Here is an 18,243-nt window from a genome sequence, read left to right as displayed (position 1 = left end):
GGGCGCGGGGCCCGCATGCGCTTGGAGGCGAAATAAAGGAGGAGGTGGCGGCCGCAGGCCGACGCCGGGGGCGTCGCCGGAAAGGGCATGCGGGCCCAGCGCCCGACCCACCGACCGCCGAGCCTCCTAGCGCATGGGAAAGAGCGCGGACAACAGGCGCGTAACCGCTTCACCCCGCCACGATGTACTGCTGCAGCTGATCCAGCTTCTGCGCCTGCTCATCGATCACCGACTTGACCAGATCGCCGATCGAGATCACCCCGACCACGCTGCCAGCATCGACCACCGGCAGGTGCCGGATGCGGTAATCGGTCACCAGCTGCAGGCAATGCTCGACCTGCTCGGCCAAGGCCACCGTCACCACCTTCGCGGTCATGATGTCGCTCACCCGCGTCGTCCGCGAAGAGCGCTCGTGCAGCACGATCTTGCGCGCGTAATCGCGCTCGGAGAGGATCCCGACCAGTTGCCGGCCCTCCATCACCACCACCGCCCCGATGCCCTTGTCGGCCATCAGCCGGATCGCGTCGATCACCGCCGCGTCCGGGGGTACCGCGAAAACCTCAGGGGACTTGCCTTCCAACAGCTGTCGTACCGTGGTCATCTCGCTGCTCTCCACTGATGGGATGCAGGCCCGAGTCTGCCACGAACGGCGCCTGCCAAGTGTCAACCAGGTACAGCGGACGCTGCTTGGACTCCTCGTACAGCCGCCCCAGGTATTCCCCGATGAGGCCCAGTGCGATCAACTGCACGCCGCCCAGGAACAGGATCACGACCATCATCGTCGGCCAGCCCGCCACCCGGTCCCCGTACAGCGCCGCCTTGCCCACGATCCACAGTGCGAACAGGAAAGCGAAGCCGGCCGCGGCCAGTCCCAGGTACGTCGTCACCCGCAAGGGCGCGGTCGAAAAACCGGTGATCCCTTCCAGCGCGAAATTCCACAGCTTCCACAGCCCGAACTTGCTCTCCCCCACCAACCGCGCATGCCGGTGGTAGGGCAGCGCCTTGCGCCGGAAGCCGACCCAGCCGAACAGCCCCTTCATGAACCGGTGGCGTTCACGCAGCTGTCCCAGCGCCTCCAGCGCGCGCGACGACAACAGGCGGAAATCGCCGGTATCGGCGGGGATCGGGGTCTTGGACAGACGCCCGATCACCCGGTAGAACGCCGCCGCCGTACTGCGCTTGAACCAGCTTTCGCCGTCGCGCACCAGCCGCGTGCCGTACACGTTGTCGTAGCCCTGCTGCCACAAGGCGACGAACTCGKGAATCAGTTCGGGCGGATCCTGGCCATCGGCGTCGAGGATCATCGCCGCCCCGTCCCCGACGAAATCCAATCCCGCGGTCAGTGCCGCTTCCTTGCCGAAGTTACGCGACAGCCGCAGCACGCCCACGCGCGGGTCGGCCTCGGCCAGCGCCTGCATCACCGCCCACGTGGTGTCGGTGCTGCCGTCATCGACATACAGCACCCGCCCCTCGATATCGGGCAGCCCGTCCAGTACCGCGCGCAGCCGCGGGTGCAGCATCGGCAGCACCAGCGCTTCGTTGTGTGCCGCAATGACCAGGGTCAGGCGTTGGGCTGTCATGCGGGGATTGTAGCGGTCGGCATTCAGTCCTCGCCCAGATAGGCGCCGCCGCCCAAYTGGCGGGCCTGGCGCTGGATCCATGCCGCGCGGCGCTGCACGTACGGCCCCGGCTTGCTGGCGTTGTAGCGGCGCGGCGCCGGCAGCACCGCGGCAAGGCGCGCGCTCTCGGCCGGGCTCAGGCGCGCGGCGTCCTTGCCCCAGTACTGCCGGGCCGCCGCCTGCGCGCCATAGATGCCGTCGCCGAACTCGGCAATGTTGGCGTACATCTCCAGGATCCGCGACTTCGGCCACAGCGCCTCGATCAGCACCGTGTACCAGACCTCCAGGCCCTTGCGGATCCAGCTGCGGCCCTGCCACAGGAACAGATTCTTGGCGACCTGCTGGCTGATCGTGCTGGCCCCGCGCAGGCGCCCCCCCTTGGCGTTGTGGTCGCGCGCCTTCTCGATCGCCTGCAGGTCAAAGCCATTGTGCTCGGGGAAGCGCTGGTCTTCGGCGGCCACCAGCGAGATCGGCAGGCTCGGTGCCATCTGGTCCAGGTCGCGCCACTGGTAATGCAGGCGGTAGTCCCAATCGCCCTGGCCCAGCGCCTCGCCGTACCGCCACAGCATCACCGTGGACAGCGGCGGATCGATGAAGCGCAGCACCAGCACCTGCAGCACACTGAAGGCGGCAAACAGCACCGGCAGCCACAGCAACCGCTTCCAGTGCCAACGCCGCGGGCGTGACGGTTCCAGGCCCGGTCCGGCCTTGAGATTGCTGCGCTCTGCCCCCATCAGTGGTGCATCCTTTGCTTGCACGGTTGTCGGCGCATTATCCGGCAACCGCCCCTCTATAAGCGCAGCCACCGAGCCGATGACCGCCCAATCCGACACCCTTGTCCGTTTCCTGCTTCCCGCTGCCGGCGTCCGCGGCGTGCACGTGCACCTCGATGCGACCTGGCGCGAGATCCTGTCCCATGCCGTGTACCCGCCGACCGCCGCTGAACTTCTCGGCGAGGCCAGCGTCGCCTCGGCGCTGTTCACCGGGCACACCAAGGTCGACGGGCGCCTGTCGATCCAGCTGCGCAGCAACACCCCCATGCGCACCCTGTTCGCCGAATGCACGGCCGCCGGTACCCTGCGCGGCATCGTGCAACTGGCCGACGGCGGTGGCGATGCGCCGCGCGATCTGACCTCGCTGGGCGAGGATGCGCTGCTGGCCATCACCATCGAGAACCYGGGCCTGGACCCGCGCGAACCGCAGCGCTACCAGAGCCTGGTCGGGCTCACCGCCTCCGGCCTTGACGAAGCCTTCGAAGATTACTTCCGTCAGTCCGAACAGCTGCCCACGCGATTGCTGCTGGCCGCCGACGGCGAACACGCCGCCGGCCTGCTGCTGCAGAAGCTGCCCGGCGACGAGGGCGACCACGACGGCTGGTCGCGCGCCAGCGCCCTGTTCGAGACGCTGGGCAAGCAGGAACTGCTTGAAGTGGCCGGCAATGAACTGCTGCACCGCCTCTTCCATGAAGAAGCGCCGGAACTGCTGGGCGAACGCCCGCTGCGCTTCGACTGCTCCTGCTCGCGCGAGCGGGTGGAGGGCATGCTGGAATCGCTGGGCGAGGTGGAAGCCCGCGCCGCGGCCGAACCCACCGGCGCGATTGACGTGCGTTGCGAATTCTGCGGACGCGAGTATCACTTTCCCTTGACGGAACTGGCCATACTGTTCAGCGATACCGGTGTTTCCTCGCCGGCACCTGAACGGCTTCAGTAATTGCCGCACGAGTTTTGTTCTGGGGAGAACGAAGACTTGTTAAGAAATCATAAACGCCCTAGGATCAGTGTCCCGCTTCGGCGGGAACTTGTGCTCACCGCTGCTGTCTGAGAATTCCCATGCGCTCCCTTCTGCGTCTACCGCTGGCCCTTGTGATCGCCCTCGCTGCGATAACGGGCGCGCATGCGCAGAACAAGCCGCGCCAGGACAGCACCGTGCTGCCGATCTGGAACAAGGGCAGCGGCAAGGTCGAGGCCCTGCTGTACCTGGAACCGACCGGCGAACAGGCGGTCGGCGCACGCTGGCATTTCGGCCGCAGCTCGCTGGACGCCGCCTTCGGGCTGTCCTCCGGCGATTCGCTGGGCCTGCTCTGCAACAGCAGCCGCGGCACCAGCATCAGCGGCCTGGCCAGTCATTGCATGTTGGCCAGCCTGGGGGACGATGAAGACAGCTCGCTCAGCCGCCGGGTCAGTGGCACCGCTGCATTCAACCGTCCTGGCGGACGCCTGGGCATCACCGCCGGCAGCGGCCGCGATACCCTGCCCGCGTGGCTGGCCGGTCCCAACAAGTCGCCGGCGCTGCGCGCCGAGCAGAACGACCTGACCGTGTTCGGCCAGAAGAACATCGGTCGCGAAGGCTTTGTGTCGATCGGCGGCACCTATGCCAAGGCACGCCTGGTTCCGCTGTCCGATGCCTCCCCGGCGCTGGTCGACCGCTGGGACAGCAAGAGCCTGACCATCGGTGCCGGCTACGGCAATTTCAGCGGCAACATCATCGGCCGCGTGGTCGATGTGCCCGGGCAGCCCGGCAAGTGGGAAGGCCTCGGCGTCGGCCTGACCTGGCGCACCCCGTGGAGCGGTCAGCTCACCGTCGGTGCCGAGAACGTGATCACCCGCGGCAAGAATCCCTTCGCCCCGCGCAACGAGAGCACCGACGAAGGCACCGTGCCCTACGTCCGCTACGAACAGGATCTCTGATCCCCCAGCGCCTGGCGCGGGTGGATGTTTCGAAAGGCGCGCCCGCCACGGCGCGCCTTTTTTTGTTCCAGTGGTGCCGCCTCCCAGCAGACGGATCGCCGAAGACGTTGCACATCTTGTGTCTCATGAACGGTCAGAAACCGGGCGTGATGCGCCACCTCGCTGATGCGACTCGAAACCGATTGAYACAAATGGTGACAAATCAATTGCAACTATTTTCTTCACCTTATCTTAACCATCGAGACAAAAATAAGGCAGCCAAATCAAGATGTAATTGATTTGGAAGGCATTTTTTCAACGACAGGCCACGCACAAGCTGTATTAACGCTACTTTAATTCTTTGGAATCCGCAGTTACTATCGAGTCAGCCTCGTGGTGCTTGGCGCCGCTTCTTTGGTGCCGCCGCAGGCAAACACACCCTAGTGAATACCCAAGATTCCCTTGGAGAGAGAGAGCCAATGAATTTCAAGTCCAACAAGCTGCGTGATGCGGTCGTGGTCGCGCTGGTCGCGAGCGCCGGCGTCGCCACTGCACAGGCACAGGAGTCGGGCAGCCCGACCAACCTCGATCGCATCGAGGTCACCGGTTCGCGCATCCGCCAGGTCGATACCGAAACCGCACAGCCGGTCCTGACCATCACCCGTGACCAGATCCAGCAGCAGGGCTTCAAGTCGGTCGCCGACATCCTGCAGAACATTCCGACCGCCGGTTCCCCGGCCATCAGCCGCACCTCGCCGCTGAGCTCGGGTGAAGCCGTCGGTGGTTACTACATCGACCTGCGCAACCTCGGTGCCAACCGCACCCTGGTCCTGGTCGACGGTCGTCGCCTGGGCATCACCAACGATGGCCTGCAGGACGTCGCCTCGATTCCGTCGGCCATGGTCGAACGCATCGAAGTGCTGAAGGACGGCGCATCCACCATCTACGGCTCGGACGCCATCGCCGGCGTGATCAACATCATCACCCGCAAGAACTTCGAAGGCGCCGAAGCCAACGTCTACATCGGCCAGTGGGATCAGGGCGATGGCAAGCGCGAGAACTACGACTTCATCATGGGCTTCCGTGGTGAGCGCGGCTCGCTGACCGCCGGCGTCGAATACACCAACGAAGATCCGGTGTGGGCCAAGGACCGCTGGTTCTCCCGCGACCGCTTCCCGACCGGCGAGAAGAGCGACCCGCGTCCGGGCGGCCTGTCCGGTACCTCGCAGTGGGGCCGCTTCCTCTACAACGGCACCAACTACACCCTGCGTCGTGACGTCGCCGGCCTGGATCCGACCGACTTTGCCAGCTACCGTCCGATCAACGGCACCGATGTCTCCAACCCGGCGCTGGCCTCGACCGTGTACAGCGGCATCAAGCGCAAGTCGGCCTTCTTGAACGGCACGTTCGACTTCACCGACAACGTGCGCTTCGACACCAGCGTGATGTACACMGACCGCGAGTCGTTCGCCCAGAACGCCGGTTATCCGTTTGCCAGCGCCAATTTCCCGCTCAGCGAAGTGGGCCTCTCGGCCGACAGCGTGTTCAACCCGGTTGGCGAGGACATCGACTATGTCCGCCGCGGCTGGGAAGTGCCGCGCCAGGTGCAGAACAACCTGACCACCACCCGCTTCACTGGCGTGTTCAGCGGCTCCTTCCAGACCGGTGAGAAGTACTGGGACTGGGAAGCGGGCTACCTGTACAACCAGAACAAGGGCACCCAGATCAGCACGGGTAACCTGAACACCTACGCGGTTGGCCGGGCCACCGGTCCGTCGTTCCTCAACGCGAACGGCCAGTACCAGTGCGGCACCCCCACCGACGCGGTTCCGATCCCGGTCGGCTCCGGCCCGGGGGCATGCACCCCGTGGAACCCGCTGATCCCGGACGGTTACAACTCGCCCAACAGCCTGTCCGACCCGAACGTGCAGGCCTATCTGTACCAGCCGGGCCAGGCCGTCTCCAAGACCGTCACCAAGAACTACTTCGCCAACATCTCCGGCAGCGTGCTGACCCTGCCGGCCGGTGACCTGGGCGTTGCCCTGGGCATCGAGCGTCGCGAAGAAAGCGGCTCGTTCTCGCCGGACGCGCTGGCCCAGACCGGTATCTCCACCGATCTGGCTTCCGGCCCGACCGCGGGCGGTTACAACCTCAACGAGGTCTACCTGGAACTGCAGGTGCCGATCCTGGCCGACCTGCCGTTCGCCAAGGAACTGACCGTCACCGCCGCGACCCGTTACTCGGATTACGACACCTTCGGTGACACGCTCAACAGCAAGTTCGGCCTGAAGTGGAAGCCGATCGACCAGCTGCTGATCCGTGGTACTTGGTCGGAAGGCTTCCGCGCCCCGACCGTGGCCGATCTGTACGGCGGTATCTCGCAGACCTTCGAGGACTACACCGATCCGTGCGATACCTCGTACGGTCCGGCGGGCGGCAACGCGCGCTGCCTCCAGGACGTGCCGGCGGGCTTCCGCCAGCTCGATTCCTCGGGCACCACCGTTTCCCCGGGCCCGGGTGAGCAGACCAACGTGCCGTTCGTCACCGGCTCGAGCCCGGAGCTGACCCCGGAAACCTCCAAGTCCAAGACCTTGGGCGTGGTCTGGAGCCCGGAGTTCCTCACCGGCTTCAACACCTCGCTGGACTGGTGGAACATCCGCATCGACAACACCATCGTTGCCGAYACGCCGACCGACCTGCTCAATGACTGCTACCTGCGTGGCATCGAGTCGCGCTGCGTCGGGTTCAGCCGTAACGCTGCGGGTAACATCACGGCCCTGAACTTCGGCCTGCGCAACGCCGGTTACCAGGAAGTGGAAGGCTTCGACTTCGACCTGAACTACCGCTTCGAGACCAGCTTCGGCAACTTCACCACCTCGCTGCAGAACAGCTACGTGGTCAAGAGCGAAATCAAGCAGGACAACTCGGACAACCCGCCGACCCAGCAGAACGGCTTCGGCGGCAACTTCCGCCTGCGCTCGAACGCTACGATCAACTGGCAGCTGGACAACCTGTCGGTGACCTGGACCGCGCGTTACTACTCCGGTACCAAGGAAGAGTGCTTCTTCGACGACCGCTGCACCCTGCCGAACTTCAGCGCTCCGGACACTGCCGGTCAGATCCTGGCGCAGAACGAGCTGGGCTCCAACACCTTCCACGACCTGCAGGTTGCCTACACCCTGCCGTGGAATGCGTCGGTGGCCATCGGTGCCAACAACGTGTTCGACCATTGGGCTGCGCCGGCATACGCCCAGCCGAACTCGGGCTACTCGTACTACGGTGGCTTCGACATCGGTCGCTTCGTCTACATGAAGTACCAGCAGAAGTTCTGATCGCTCCACGGATCAGCACCTGATGCAGCAACGGCCCCGAAAGGGGCCGTTGTTTTTTGTGCGACAGCTGCCGGCGCGGAAACGGTCGACCACGAAAAAGGCCGCGTCTCCGCAGCCTTTTCGCCTGCAACCCGGCGCTGCTCAGCCGATCGGGATCAGCGTCTCGATAACATGCTCGACGTACGCCTCGAAATCCTCGCGGGCCTGCTTGGGCTGCTGCAATTGCAGCGACAACTGCAGGAAGCCGACATAGGCCGCATACGCCAACCGTGCGCGGTGCTGCGCATCGGTGCGGCTCAGCCCGGCCTGGCGGAACGAGGCCACCAGGTATTCCAGCCGACGGTGCGACACGCGGTCGATGACCGGCCGCACCATCGGGTGGTCCAGCGCCTTGAGCAGCTCGCTGTAGATGATGTGCGGCTGTACCTCGTGCGCCACCACCTGGAACAACTGGCGCAGGCGCACGCGCGGATCGGGCACGTCTTCCAGGCTGCCGAACACCTGCTCCTGCTCGAACAGCTCCCAGCGCTCCAGCGCGGCCTGCAGCAGCGCATCACGGGAGGGGAAATGCCAGTAGAAACTGCCCTTGGTCACCCCCAGCCGACGCGCCAACGGTTCCACCGCGACCGCACCAACGCCTTGTTCTGCAATGAGGTCCAGGGCGGCCTGGGCCCAGTCTTCCGCGCTCAGGCGGCTGTTGCGGCCGGCACGTGGCTCGCCGGCGGAAGCTTCAGGTTCATTCATGGCAACGATTTAACCATACGCCGGGGTCCGTGTCCGCCAAATGCCGCGGCCGCAGCCGGTCCGGCGCCTTCATCACGCGTGCTGGCCCGCCCCTCCCGCAGCATTGCAGCGACCACCATACCCTCAAGTATTGACATGCCACGGGGCAGGTCCATACTAACGAGTATGGTCAATCCTTCCGCTACCCTGCCCCGTTTTGAAGATGAGCGACTGACCGGCGCGCAGGACGCCGTGCTGGCTGCTACCCGCTCCCCGCCGGGACGCCGCGGCACGGTGCTGTTCGCCCATGGCTTCGGCCAGACCCGGCATGCCTGGATCACCACCGCGCAGTCACTCGCCGCCGCCGGGTACCAGACCCTGGCTTATGACGCGCGCGGCCACGGCGATTCGGACTGGAACCCGACCGAACTTGCGTACCACGGCGAGCAGTTCGCCGACGACCTGATCGTGCTGGCCGRCGAACAACCGCAGCCGCCGATCCTGGTCGCCGCCTCGATGGGCGGCCTGTTCGGGCTGCTCGCCGAATCGCGCTGGCCTGGCCTGTTCTCGGCGATGGTGCTGGTGGACATTACGCCGCGCTGGGACACCGCCGGGGTCGAACGCATTCTGATGTTCATGACCGCGCACCCGGACGGCTTCGCATCGCTGTCGCAGGCCGCCGACGTGATCTCGGCCTACATGCCACACCGCCCGCGCAAGTCCGACGATTCCCTGCGCGCGCTGCTGCGCGAAGACGGCCACGGTCGCTGGCGCTGGCATTGGGACCCGCGCCTGGTCGCCGAACTGGCGCGCGACAGCGAGCAGCACCAAGACGCGCTCGCCGAAGCGGCGCGCCAGGTGAAATGCCCGTTGCTGCTGGTCAGCGGCGGGCGCAGCACCCTGGTCACCCCGCAGACGGTGGCCGAATTCCTCGCGTTGGTGCCGCATGCGCGCCATGTGCAGTTGCCGGAGGCCACGCACATGGTCGCCGGTGACGACAACAACGCCTTTACCGCTACTGTGTTGGACTATCTGGACGTGTTGCCCTCGGCCTCCGCCGTGGCACAGTCCGCCACTACCGAGCACGTCACCGGAGCACGCTCATGAGCATTGTCGTTCCCTTCCTGGCCATCCTGCTGGCGGGCGCCATCGTCGCCTACCATCGGATGCGGCTGATCACCTGGACGATCATCAGCGTCGTGCTGCTGGCCGCCTGCTGGTTCATCCCCTACGTCAACCAGACCGCCACCATCGTGGCCGCCGCCATCGTCGCGGTCATCGCCGTGCCGCTGCTGCTGCCCTTCATCCGCAAGCCGCTGCTGACCGCACCGATGATGAAGGTGTTCCGCAAGGTGCTGCCGCCGCTGTCGCAGACCGAGCGCATCGCGCTGGAAACCGGCTCGGTCGGCTTCGAAGGCCAGCTGTTCACCGGTGACCCGGACTGGAACATCCTGCTGAACTACCCCAAGCCGCAGCTCACCGCCGAAGAACAGGCCTTCCTCGATGGCCCGGTCGAAGCGCTGTGCAAGATGGTCAATGACTGGGAAATCACCCACGTTTACGCCGACCTGCCGCCGGAACTGTGGAGCTTCATCAAGAAGAACAAGTTCTTCGGCATGATCATTCCGAAGGAATACGGCGGCCTGGGCTTCAGCGCGCTGGCCCACCACAAGGTGATCCAGAAGCTGGCCTCGGTGTCGAGCGTGGTCAGCTCCACCGTCGGCGTGCCCAACTCGCTCGGCCCGGGCGAACTGCTCAACCACTACGGCACCCAGGCGCAGAAGGACCAGTACCTGCCACGCCTGGCCGATGGCCGCGAAGTGCCCTGCTTCGGCCTGACCGGTCCGTTTGCCGGCTCGGACGCCACCTCGATCCCCGATTACGGCATCGTCTGCAAGGGCGAGTGGAACGGCGAGCAGGTGCTCGGCGTCAAGCTCACCTTCGACAAGCGCTACATCACCCTGGCCCCGGTGGCCACGCTGATCGGCCTGGCCTTCCGCATGTACGACCCGGACGGGTTGATCGGCACCACCCGCGATATCGGCATCACCCTGGCGCTGCTGCCGCGTGAGACCGCCGGCGTGGAAATCGGCCGCCGCCACTTCCCGCTCAACTCGACCTTCCAGAACGGCCCGATCCGCGGCAAGGACGTGTTCATTCCGCTCACCCAGCTGATCGGCGGCGCCGAGAAGGCCGGCAAGGGCTGGAACATGCTCAACGAGTGCCTGGCCGTGGGCCGCTCGATCACCCTGCCCTCCACCGCCAGTGGCGGCGCGAAGGCCGGTGCGGTGGTGACCGGTGCCTATGCGCGCATCCGCAAGCAGTTCGGCCTGTCGGTCGGGCGCTTCGAAGGCGTGGAAGAAGCACTGGCCCGCATCGGCGGCAAGGCGTACGCGATCAGCGCGCTGTGCCAGGCCACCGCGGCTGCGGTGGACCGCGGCGATGTGCCGTCGGTGCCCTCGGCGATCGCCAAGTACCACTGCACCACCATGAGCCGTGAAGTCATCTCGGACATGATGGATGTGATCGGCGGCAAGGGCATCATCCTGGGGCCGCGCAACTTCGCCGGCCGCAGCTGGCAGGCCGCGCCGATCGCGATCACGGTGGAGGGCGCCAACATCATGACCCGCAGCCTGCTGATCTTCGGCCAGGGTGCGATCCTCTGCCACCCGTGGGTGCTGAAGGAAATGAAGGCCGCGCAGGACCCGGACACCAAGGCCGGCCTGCAGGAATTCGACCGCAGCCTGTTCGGGCATATCCGCTTCGGCATTTCCAACGCCGTGCGTTCGTTCTGGTTCGGCCTGACCGGCGCGCGTATCGGTGCCGCCCCGGGCGACGCCTACACCCGCCGTTACTTCCGCAAACTCGACCGGTATTCGGCCAACCTGGCGCTGATGGCCGACATCTCGATGATGACGCTGGGCGGCAAGCTGAAGTTCAAGGAATCGCTGTCCGGTCGTCTGGGCGATGTGCTGAGCCACATCTACATGACCAGCGCGATGCTCAAGCGTTACCACGACGAAGGGGCACCGGCGGCCGACCAGCCGCTGCTGGCCTGGGCCTTCCATGACAGCGTGCACAAGATCGAAGAGTCGTTGTCCGGTGCCCTGCGCAACTTCCCGATCCGTCCGATCGGCTGGCTGATGTGGCTGCTGATCTTCCCGTTCGGCCGTCGTGCCGAGGCGCCGGGCGACCGGCTGGGCCACCGCGTGGCCGCACTGCTGATGGCGCCCAACGAAGCGCGTGATCGCCTGGCCAACGGCGTGTTCCTGACCCCGTGCGAGAACAACCCGGGTGGCCGCATCAACAGCTACCTGTCCAAGGCGATCATGGCCGAGCCGGTGGAGCGCAAGTTCATCAAGGCGGTCAAGACCAAGGGTATCGAGGCGCTGGACTTCCACTCCCAGCTGGACGAAGCCGTGGCCGAGGGCGTGATCACCCAGGACGAGCGCACGCTGCTGGAAGAGCTGCGCACGCTGACCCTGGAAACCATCACCGTGGACGATTTCGATCCGCACGAGCTGCGTTCGGCCGGGTATTACGACCGCGAACGCAAGGATCAGCAGTCGCAGGAAGCGGCGTGATCCAGGCAGCGGCATAAACGAAAACGGCGGACTTCGGTCCGCCGTTTTTTTTTCGTTTTATCCAAGCACACGGACATGCCATATCTGAAAGCCCGTGCGCTGGGCAGAGGTGCGCGGGTTTGCGGGACACGCTGCAAGTACGTCCCTGTAAGCTCGCGTGCGCCATGGAGGGCGCACGCGAGCCTCCACGGATGGATTTACGGCGTGTCCTGCCAACCCACCCGTCCCGCCCAAGCCAGGCAACGGCCGTCCTCGCAGCCGTTGATCTGGCTCTTCGCTTCAGGCATCGACCTACCCGCACGTCCAAACTACGCGCGCGACGAGGGATGCATCACCGTGTTCAACGCGCGCAGCCCGGTATCGGTGGTGCTGCAGGCGAAGCGCTGATCGWTATCGCGCAGCCACCCATGGGGCGGCTCTACGCCGGTTCAGGCCGGCACCATCCACCAGGCGGCCACGGCGAGGATCGCCGGCACGGCCTGGATGAAGAAGATGCGCTTGTTGACGCTGTACGCGCCGTAGCAGCCGGCCACGATCACGCAGCCCAGCGAGAAGTTCACCAGCATCGGCAGATGATCGAACACGCCCCAGAACAGGCCGGCGGCCAGGAAGCCGTTGTACAGGCCCTGGTTGGCGGCCAGCACGCGGGTGGCCTCAGCCTTCTCCGGCGTGTTGCGGAAGGTCCTCAGACCGAGCGGCCGGGTCCACAGGAACATCTCCAGCACGAGGAAGTACACGTGCAGCAGGGCGACCAGCAGGGTCAGGGTCAGTGCGGTCCAGTACATGGGCAGGCCTCGATGGGATGCGGAGAGCTTACTCCGGGCGCTCGGCCGGCAGCTTCTTTTCCTCGCGCAGCAACCCGAACGCGGCCGTGGTCATGATCCCGGCCACCACCAGGCCACCGGCGAACACCGCATGCGACCCGAACAGCGACAGCCCCTTGTGGACCCAGGCGAAGGTCAGGTCCGCACCGCGGTACACCACGGTGTCGATCGCCGCGCCGGCCTTGTAGCGCCACTGGCGGTCCACACGGGTGAAGATCGTCTCGCGMGCGGGCTTGGCCAGCGAGAACTCGCTGGCGCGGGTCATGATCTGCACCAGCGCCACCAGCATCGGCAACGGCGAAGCGGCCAGCACCGAGAAGCCGATGATGATCGCAAAGCCGGGGATCAACAGCGCCGGGGCGATGCCGTGGCGCGACAGCAGCCAGCGGGTCAGGCCCAGCTGCAGGATCAGGGTCAACGCATTGACTGCCAGGTCCACCCGCGAGAAGAACGCGGTGCTGGCCGCCGGGTCGGTGTACAGACGGCGCACGATCGCCGCCTGCTCGTTGTACAGCAGCGTCCCGATGCCCACCCCGAACAGCACCAGCACCGCCAGCCAGCGCAGCAGCGGCTCGCGCGCGATCAGTTTGAGGCCGTCGAGCACGCTGCCGCCCATCGGGGTCTCACCCGAGGCCAGCTGTTGTTCCTGCTCCCGCGCCACGGCCCACAACCGCAGCCGCCAGATGCACCCCAGGCAGGCGGTGAGGAATCCCGCCGAGACCAGCATCAAGTTGGCGATGCCGACCCGCTGCACCAGCGCCGAGGTGATGATCGGGCCCAGGAAGGCACCGAGGGTGCCGGCCGCACCGATGTAGCCGTACACCGCGCGCGCCTGCGTGTTGGAGAACACGTCGGCCATGAAGCTCCAGAACACGGCGACCGCAAACAGGTTGAACACCGCGGCCCAGAAGAAGAACGCCATGCCGCGCCCGGGGACGCCACTGTCGAACAGCAGATAGAAGCCCAACAGGGAGACGATGAAGAAACCATAGACCGCCGGCAGGAACACCCGGCGCGGGTAGCTGCTGACCACCGCGCCGTACAGCGGCTGCAGCACCAGCATGATCAGGAACACGCAGGTGAACAGGACCTGCAATACGAAGTCCTGCAGCGCGATGCCATGCGCACTGAACCAGTTGATCAGCACCGGCGGGAACACCGCCTGCGGATCGGACGAAGCGGCCATCGCCTCGCGCACCGGGCGCAGCACGTAGTAGCCGCTGAGCAGGCAGAAGAAGTACAGGCATGCCCAGATCAGCGGAGGGGATTGCCGCAGCGCCCCGCGCAGCCCCGGACGTACCGGTGCCGGTGCTGCAGCACTCATCGCACCCACTCCCGGTCCGGGCGGCGTGACAACGGCGGCATCGTGGCGACTCCAGGCAGCAGAGCCCGCAAGGTAAACGATGCACCGCAACATCGCCAGTCTCCGGCAGGGCCATGCACGCAACGCAGCGTGGCTGTCATCCCGTCCCCGCTACCGGCCGCCCTGCCCTATGCTCGCAGGGCACCGTTGGGGAGCGGTCCGTATTCGAGGGGAACCATGTACGACTACATCATCGTGGGCGCCGGCTCGGCCGGCTGCGTACTGGCCAACCGCCTCAGTGCCGATCCGCGCTGCCGGGTGCTGCTGCTGGAGGCCGGTCCGCGCGACCGCAACCCGTTCATCCACATGCCGGCCGGACTGGCCCGGCTGGTCAACAACCGGCGCATCAACTGGAACCTGGAAACCGAAACCGAGCCGGCACTGGACGGACGCCGGCTGTGGTGGCCGCGCGGCAAGGTGCTGGGCGGCTCCAGTTCGATCAACGCGATGTGCTACGTGCGCGGGGTGGCCGCCGACTACGACGGTTGGGCCGCCGCCGGTGCCAGCGGTTGGGAATGGGCGCAGGTGCTGCCGTGGTTCCTGCACAGCGAATCCAACAGCCGCGGCGGCAGCGCGCTGCATGGCGACGCCGGGCCGCTGTCGGTGTCCGACCTGCGCCACCACAACCCCCTCTCGGCCGCCTTCCTCGATGCGGCCGTGCAGGCCGGGCACGCACGCAACGATGACTTCAACGGCGCTGCGCAGCTCGGCGTCGGCCTGTACCAGGTCACCCAGCGCGAAGGCGCCCGGTGTTCCACCGCCACCGCCTACCTGCGCCCCGCGCGCGGTCGGCGCAACCTGACCGTGCTTACCGGCGCGCGTGCCACCGCGCTGAGCTTCAGCGGCGACGCCGCCAGCGGCGTGTTTTTCCACCAGGGCCGCCAGCATCGGCATGCCGCCGCGAGCGGCGAGGTGATCCTCAGTGCCGGCGCGATCCATTCACCCCAGTTGCTGATGCTGTCCGGGATCGGCGCGGCCACGCCGCTGCGCAGGCATGGCATCAGCGTGCGCGCCGACCTGCCCGGGGTCGGCGGCAACCTGCAGGACCACCTGGACATCTGCACCCTGGTGCACACCCTGCCGGGGGTGAGCTACGACCGCGCCAACCAGGCGCGCATCGCCGTCGACTATTTCCTGCGCGGCCGTCGCGGCGCCGGCAGCAGCAACATCGCCGAAGCCGGCGGTTTCGCGCGCTCGGCCTTGGCCACCGACGCGCGCGCCGACGTGCAGTTCCACTTCGTGCCGGCCATGCTGGACAACCACGGCCGTCACYGACTCCCCGGCGATGGCTACACGCTGCATGCCTGCGCCCTGCATCCGCGCAGCCGCGGCCGGATCCTGCTGCGCGATGCCGACGCGGCGTCCGCGCCGCGGATCGAAGCCAACTACCTCAGCGATGCCGACGGCGCCGACCTGGCGATGATGAAGGAATGCGTGCGCATGTCTGCGGCGATCCTGCGCCAACCGGCCTTCGATCGCTGGCGCGGCGCACCGATCTTCCCGCCCCGGCAGGACCTGGACGATGCGGCGTTGACCGCCTTCATCCGCGCCAAGGCCGAAACCATCTACCACCCGGTCGGCACCTGCGCGATGGGCATCCACGCCGACGCGGTGGTCGATCCGCAGCTGCGCGTGCGCGGACTGCGCCGGCTGCGGGTGGTGGATGCCTCGGTGATGCCGAGCCTGGTCAGCGGCAACACCAACGCGCCGACCATCATGCTGGCCGAGCGTGCCGCGCAGTGGATACTGCAGGACGCTGTCTCAAGCTGAACAGGGCTGCGCTGCCAAGTACCGCGGGGAGCGGCCGGGTGATGCAAAAACCGCGCCTTTTCAACCAGATACGCATTCATCTTCGCTTCGTTTGTGCAATCACGAAAAGCGGCGCTAGAATCGGTCACAGCAGTTGCGCACGGGCCCTACACGATGAATCAGAACAGCAGGCGCCGACCGATCCGTTCGGCGGCCACCGGGTTGCTGGGCATGTTGATGCCCATTGCAATGTCTTCCACTGCCCAGACCCCCGCGTTCCCCGTCAACATCGAGAACGCCGCGGCGATTCCGCACACCCAGCCGGCCGCGTACCGCGCCACTGAGGCGAACCCGAAGGTGCTGCCGCCGGCGCAGGGCTTCAACGTCGCCGCGATCGAATCGATGGCCCAGCAGCTCACCTACGGCGAGCGCGTGCCAGGCATGGCCGTGGCCATCGTCCAGGGCGGCCGCGTGCTCAGCGCGCGCGGTTATGGTGTCACCGACGTCAACAACCCGCAACAGGTCGACGCACACACCGTGTTCCGCCTTGCATCGCTGTCCAAGGCCTTCGCCGGCACCATGGCCGGCCTGCTGGTCAACGATGGCACGCTGCGCTGGGACAGCAAGGTCACCGACTACGTGCCCGGTTTCCAGCTGAGCACGCCTGAAGCGACCGACCGCCTGACCGTGGCCGATCTGCTCAGCCACCGCGTCGGCCTGCCCTACAACGCCTACGACCGCGACGTGGAAGGCAACGCCGAGTACTACACGCTCACCCACAAGCTGGCCTCGACCTCGCTCAAGTGCCTGCCGGGCGATTGCTACGCCTACCAGAACGTGGCCTTCAGCCTGATCGGCGACGTCGTCTACGCCGCCTCGGGCAGCTTCTACGAACAGTCCGTCGAGCGCCGCCTGTTCAAACCATTGGGCATGGACGATGCCAGCCTTGGTCTGGCCGGCATCCAGGCCAGCTCGCGCTGGGCGCGTCCGCACGTGCGCAGCCGCAATGGCTGGGTATCGTTGAATCCGAAGCCGACCTACTACCGCCTGGCCCCTGCAGCGGGCGTCAACGCCAGCGCCAGCGACATGGCGCAGTGGCTGCTGGCCCACACCGGCCATCGCCCGGACGTGCTGCCCGCGCCGCTGCTGGCCACCCTGCACTCGACCCTGATCAACACCCCGGGCGAAATGCGCTCGGGCTGGCGCCGCGAACGCCTGCATTCGGCCGGTTACGCACTGGGCTGGCGCAACTTCGATTACGCCGGCCATGAAGTGGTCTTCCACGCCGGCGCGGTGCAAGGCTATCGCGGCCTGGTCGCGCTGGTGCCCGAGCGCGACCTCGGCATCGCCATCCTCTGGAATGGTGAAAGCAGCCTGCCCAGCGGCCTGCTCCCGACCATCCTGGACCAGGCCATGGGCCTGCCGACCCAGCGCTGGCTGGACGTGGACACCGACTTCGGCAGCGACAGCCTGATGGCCGAAGACGCCGCGCCGGCGACCAAGCGCAAGGGCGTCTCTTCCAATCGCGCGGTGGCCTCGCCGCGTTGAGTGCGGCACCGGCGTGAATCAAAAAGGCGGCCGCTCGGCCGCCTTTTTTGTGGCCGAACGGATCGGCCAGGCGATGGGTAGAGCCACCCCATGGGTGGCTGCGCAATGCGTACGAACCTCGCGGTCGATCAGCCTGGCATCGATCGCATGTAGCGTCGGGCGTGGCGGGCAGCGGGGGGGAGCCGGCCAGCGGCGGGCACTGCCGACGCGCGGCGTAAGCGCGACGGCGACGGCGACGGCAGCCGAGCGTGGCTCGGCTCTACCCTGCTGCGCATGCGCCGCGTAACGGCCACAAACACGGCGCCCATAAAAAAACCCCCTCCCCGCTGGGCTGCCAGGGAAGGGGGTTTCAGGTACGGCTATCGGGAACGACTTAGATCAGCGGTGCCGGAGTTGCCGGCAGGGCGACCGGAGCGGCCTTCTTCTTGCGAACGGCCGGCTTGCGCTTTGCAACCTTCTTCACCGCTTTCTTGGCGGACGCCTTCTTGGCCGGCGCCTTGCGTGCGGTGGCCTTCTTCGCGGTAGCCTTCTTGGCTACCTTGCGGACGGCCTTTTTGGCGGTCTTCTTGGCCGCTTTCTTGGCCGTCTTCTTGGTCGCCTTCTTGGCCGTGGCCTTCTTGGCTACCTTGCGGACGGCTTTCTTGGCGGTCTTCTTGGCAGCGGACTTCTTGGCTACCTTGCGGGTTGCCTTCTTCGCCGTCTTCTTCACTGCCTTCTTTGCGGTCTTCTTGGCGGCGGCCTTCTTGGCGACCTTGCGGACTGCCTTCTTCGCCGTCTTCTTCACTGCCTTGCGGGCGGTTGCCTTCTCTTCACTGCCTTGCGGGCGGTTGCCTTC

General features: G+C 66.4%; 15 protein-coding genes. 8 read left to right on the top strand and 7 right to left on the bottom strand.

The features are described from left to right. Positions 1-169: 169 nt before the first annotated feature. The 3 genes from ACXJKH_RS03815 to mtgA are packed head-to-tail and all read right to left on the bottom strand — an operon-like array spanning position 170 to position 2,353. Positions 170-601 carry a CBS domain-containing protein gene (locus ACXJKH_RS03815; RefSeq protein ID WP_256775819.1) on the bottom strand — a complete coding sequence of 144 codons (432 nt, stop codon included), beginning with the start codon at positions 599-601 and terminating at the stop codon, positions 170-172. Beyond that, the gene (locus tag ACXJKH_RS03810; protein WP_457318363.1) at positions 561-1,580 is read right to left on the bottom strand and encodes a glycosyltransferase family 2 protein; all 1,020 of its coding nucleotides are present in this window, start codon (positions 1,578-1,580) and stop codon (positions 561-563) included. Before ACXJKH_RS03810 ends, ACXJKH_RS03815 begins: the two co-directional genes overlap by 41 nt. Positions 1,581-1,603: 23 nt before the next feature. Further along, a complete protein-coding gene (mtgA, locus tag ACXJKH_RS03805; protein WP_457318362.1) occupies positions 1,604-2,353 on the bottom strand; it encodes a monofunctional biosynthetic peptidoglycan transglycosylase in 750 nt (249 codons plus the stop codon). A 79-nt stretch (positions 2,354-2,432) separates the two neighbouring features. Between mtgA and hslO the strand changes: the two genes are divergently transcribed. The 3 genes from hslO to ACXJKH_RS03790 all read left to right on the top strand — a co-directional run bounded on the left by hslO (position 2,433) and on the right by ACXJKH_RS03790 (position 7,617). After that, on the top strand, positions 2,433-3,329 hold the full coding sequence (gene hslO / locus ACXJKH_RS03800; RefSeq protein ID WP_457318361.1) for an Hsp33 family molecular chaperone HslO: 897 nt from the start codon (positions 2,433-2,435) through the stop codon (positions 3,327-3,329). A 119-nt stretch (positions 3,330-3,448) separates the two neighbouring features. Further along, on the top strand, positions 3,449-4,306 hold the full coding sequence (locus tag ACXJKH_RS03795) for an XOO1806 family protein (protein WP_256775823.1): 858 nt from the start codon (positions 3,449-3,451) through the stop codon (positions 4,304-4,306). A gap of 458 nt (positions 4,307-4,764) precedes the next feature. Beyond that, the gene (locus tag ACXJKH_RS03790; RefSeq protein ID WP_457318360.1) at positions 4,765-7,617 is read left to right on the top strand and encodes a TonB-dependent receptor; all 2,853 of its coding nucleotides are present in this window, start codon (positions 4,765-4,767) and stop codon (positions 7,615-7,617) included. Between the two features lie 141 nt (positions 7,618-7,758). On the opposite strand, the gene ACXJKH_RS03785 is transcribed toward ACXJKH_RS03790, so the two are convergent. Then, positions 7,759-8,361, bottom strand: coding sequence for a TetR/AcrR family transcriptional regulator (locus tag ACXJKH_RS03785; RefSeq protein WP_228884169.1), 603 nt, complete (start codon positions 8,359-8,361; stop codon positions 7,759-7,761). Positions 8,362-8,526: 165 nt separating this feature from the next. Here ACXJKH_RS03785 and ACXJKH_RS03780 point away from each other — a divergent pair, with 165 nt between their 5' ends. The 3 genes from ACXJKH_RS03780 to ACXJKH_RS03770 all read left to right on the top strand — a co-directional run bounded on the left by ACXJKH_RS03780 (position 8,527) and on the right by ACXJKH_RS03770 (position 12,311). Then, entirely contained in the window at positions 8,527-9,447 is a 921-nt protein-coding gene (locus ACXJKH_RS03780; RefSeq protein ID WP_457318359.1) for an alpha/beta fold hydrolase, read from the top strand. Beyond that, on the top strand, positions 9,444-11,924 hold the full coding sequence (locus ACXJKH_RS03775) for an acyl-CoA dehydrogenase (protein WP_256777739.1): 2,481 nt from the start codon (positions 9,444-9,446) through the stop codon (positions 11,922-11,924). The genes ACXJKH_RS03780 and ACXJKH_RS03775 overlap by 4 nt, the downstream gene beginning before the upstream one ends. Before the next feature lie 204 nt (positions 11,925-12,128). Further along, the gene (locus ACXJKH_RS03770; protein ID WP_457318358.1) at positions 12,129-12,311 is read left to right on the top strand and encodes a hypothetical protein; all 183 of its coding nucleotides are present in this window, start codon (positions 12,129-12,131) and stop codon (positions 12,309-12,311) included. 41 nt (positions 12,312-12,352) lie between these two features. Here ACXJKH_RS03770 and ACXJKH_RS03765 read toward each other — a convergent pair whose 3' ends face one another. Beyond that, positions 12,353-12,709 carry a DUF1304 domain-containing protein gene (locus tag ACXJKH_RS03765; protein ID WP_256775827.1) on the bottom strand — a complete coding sequence of 119 codons (357 nt, stop codon included), beginning with the start codon at positions 12,707-12,709 and terminating at the stop codon, positions 12,353-12,355. A 28-nt stretch (positions 12,710-12,737) separates the two neighbouring features. Beyond that, complete coding sequence (locus ACXJKH_RS03760; RefSeq protein WP_457318357.1) at positions 12,738-14,072, bottom strand: NTP/NDP exchange transporter; 1,335 nt, start codon at positions 14,070-14,072, stop codon at positions 12,738-12,740. Between the two features lie 216 nt (positions 14,073-14,288). Between ACXJKH_RS03760 and ACXJKH_RS03755 the strand changes: the two genes are divergently transcribed. Both ACXJKH_RS03755 and ACXJKH_RS03750 read left to right on the top strand, forming a co-directional pair. After that, positions 14,289-15,881, top strand: coding sequence for a GMC family oxidoreductase (locus tag ACXJKH_RS03755; RefSeq protein WP_457318356.1), 1,593 nt, complete (start codon positions 14,289-14,291; stop codon positions 15,879-15,881). Between the two features lie 153 nt (positions 15,882-16,034). Further along, complete coding sequence (locus tag ACXJKH_RS03750; protein WP_256775830.1) at positions 16,035-17,408, top strand: serine hydrolase domain-containing protein; 1,374 nt, start codon at positions 16,035-16,037, stop codon at positions 17,406-17,408. A 373-nt stretch (positions 17,409-17,781) separates the two neighbouring features. Here the strand turns inward: ACXJKH_RS03750 and ACXJKH_RS03745 are convergent. Next, the coding region (locus tag ACXJKH_RS03745) for a hypothetical protein (protein ID WP_457318355.1) at positions 17,782-18,243 on the bottom strand (462 nt) is incomplete at its 5' end.

It is taken from the genome of Stenotrophomonas sp. P5_B8, from assembly GCF_054049855.1.
Note: the sequence above shows the minus strand (reverse complement) of the source record. Positions and strands in the feature narration are given on the sequence as shown.

Excerpts from the sequence above, each read along its gene's own strand:
- ACXJKH_RS03815 (WP_256775819.1), bottom strand. The coding sequence starts at position 601 with ATGACCACGGTACGACAGCTGTTGGAAGGCAAGTCCCCTGAGGTTTTC.
- ACXJKH_RS03795 (WP_256775823.1), top strand. The coding sequence starts at position 3,449 with ATGCGCTCCCTTCTGCGTCTACCGCTGGCCCTTGTGATCGCCCTCGCT.
- ACXJKH_RS03785 (WP_228884169.1), bottom strand. The coding sequence starts at position 8,361 with ATGAATGAACCTGAAGCTTCCGCCGGCGAGCCACGTGCCGGCCGCAAC.
- ACXJKH_RS03775 (WP_256777739.1), top strand. The coding sequence starts at position 9,444 with ATGAGCATTGTCGTTCCCTTCCTGGCCATCCTGCTGGCGGGCGCCATC.
- ACXJKH_RS03765 (WP_256775827.1), bottom strand. The coding sequence starts at position 12,709 with ATGTACTGGACCGCACTGACCCTGACCCTGCTGGTCGCCCTGCTGCAC.
- ACXJKH_RS03750 (WP_256775830.1), top strand. The coding sequence starts at position 16,035 with ATGAATCAGAACAGCAGGCGCCGACCGATCCGTTCGGCGGCCACCGGG.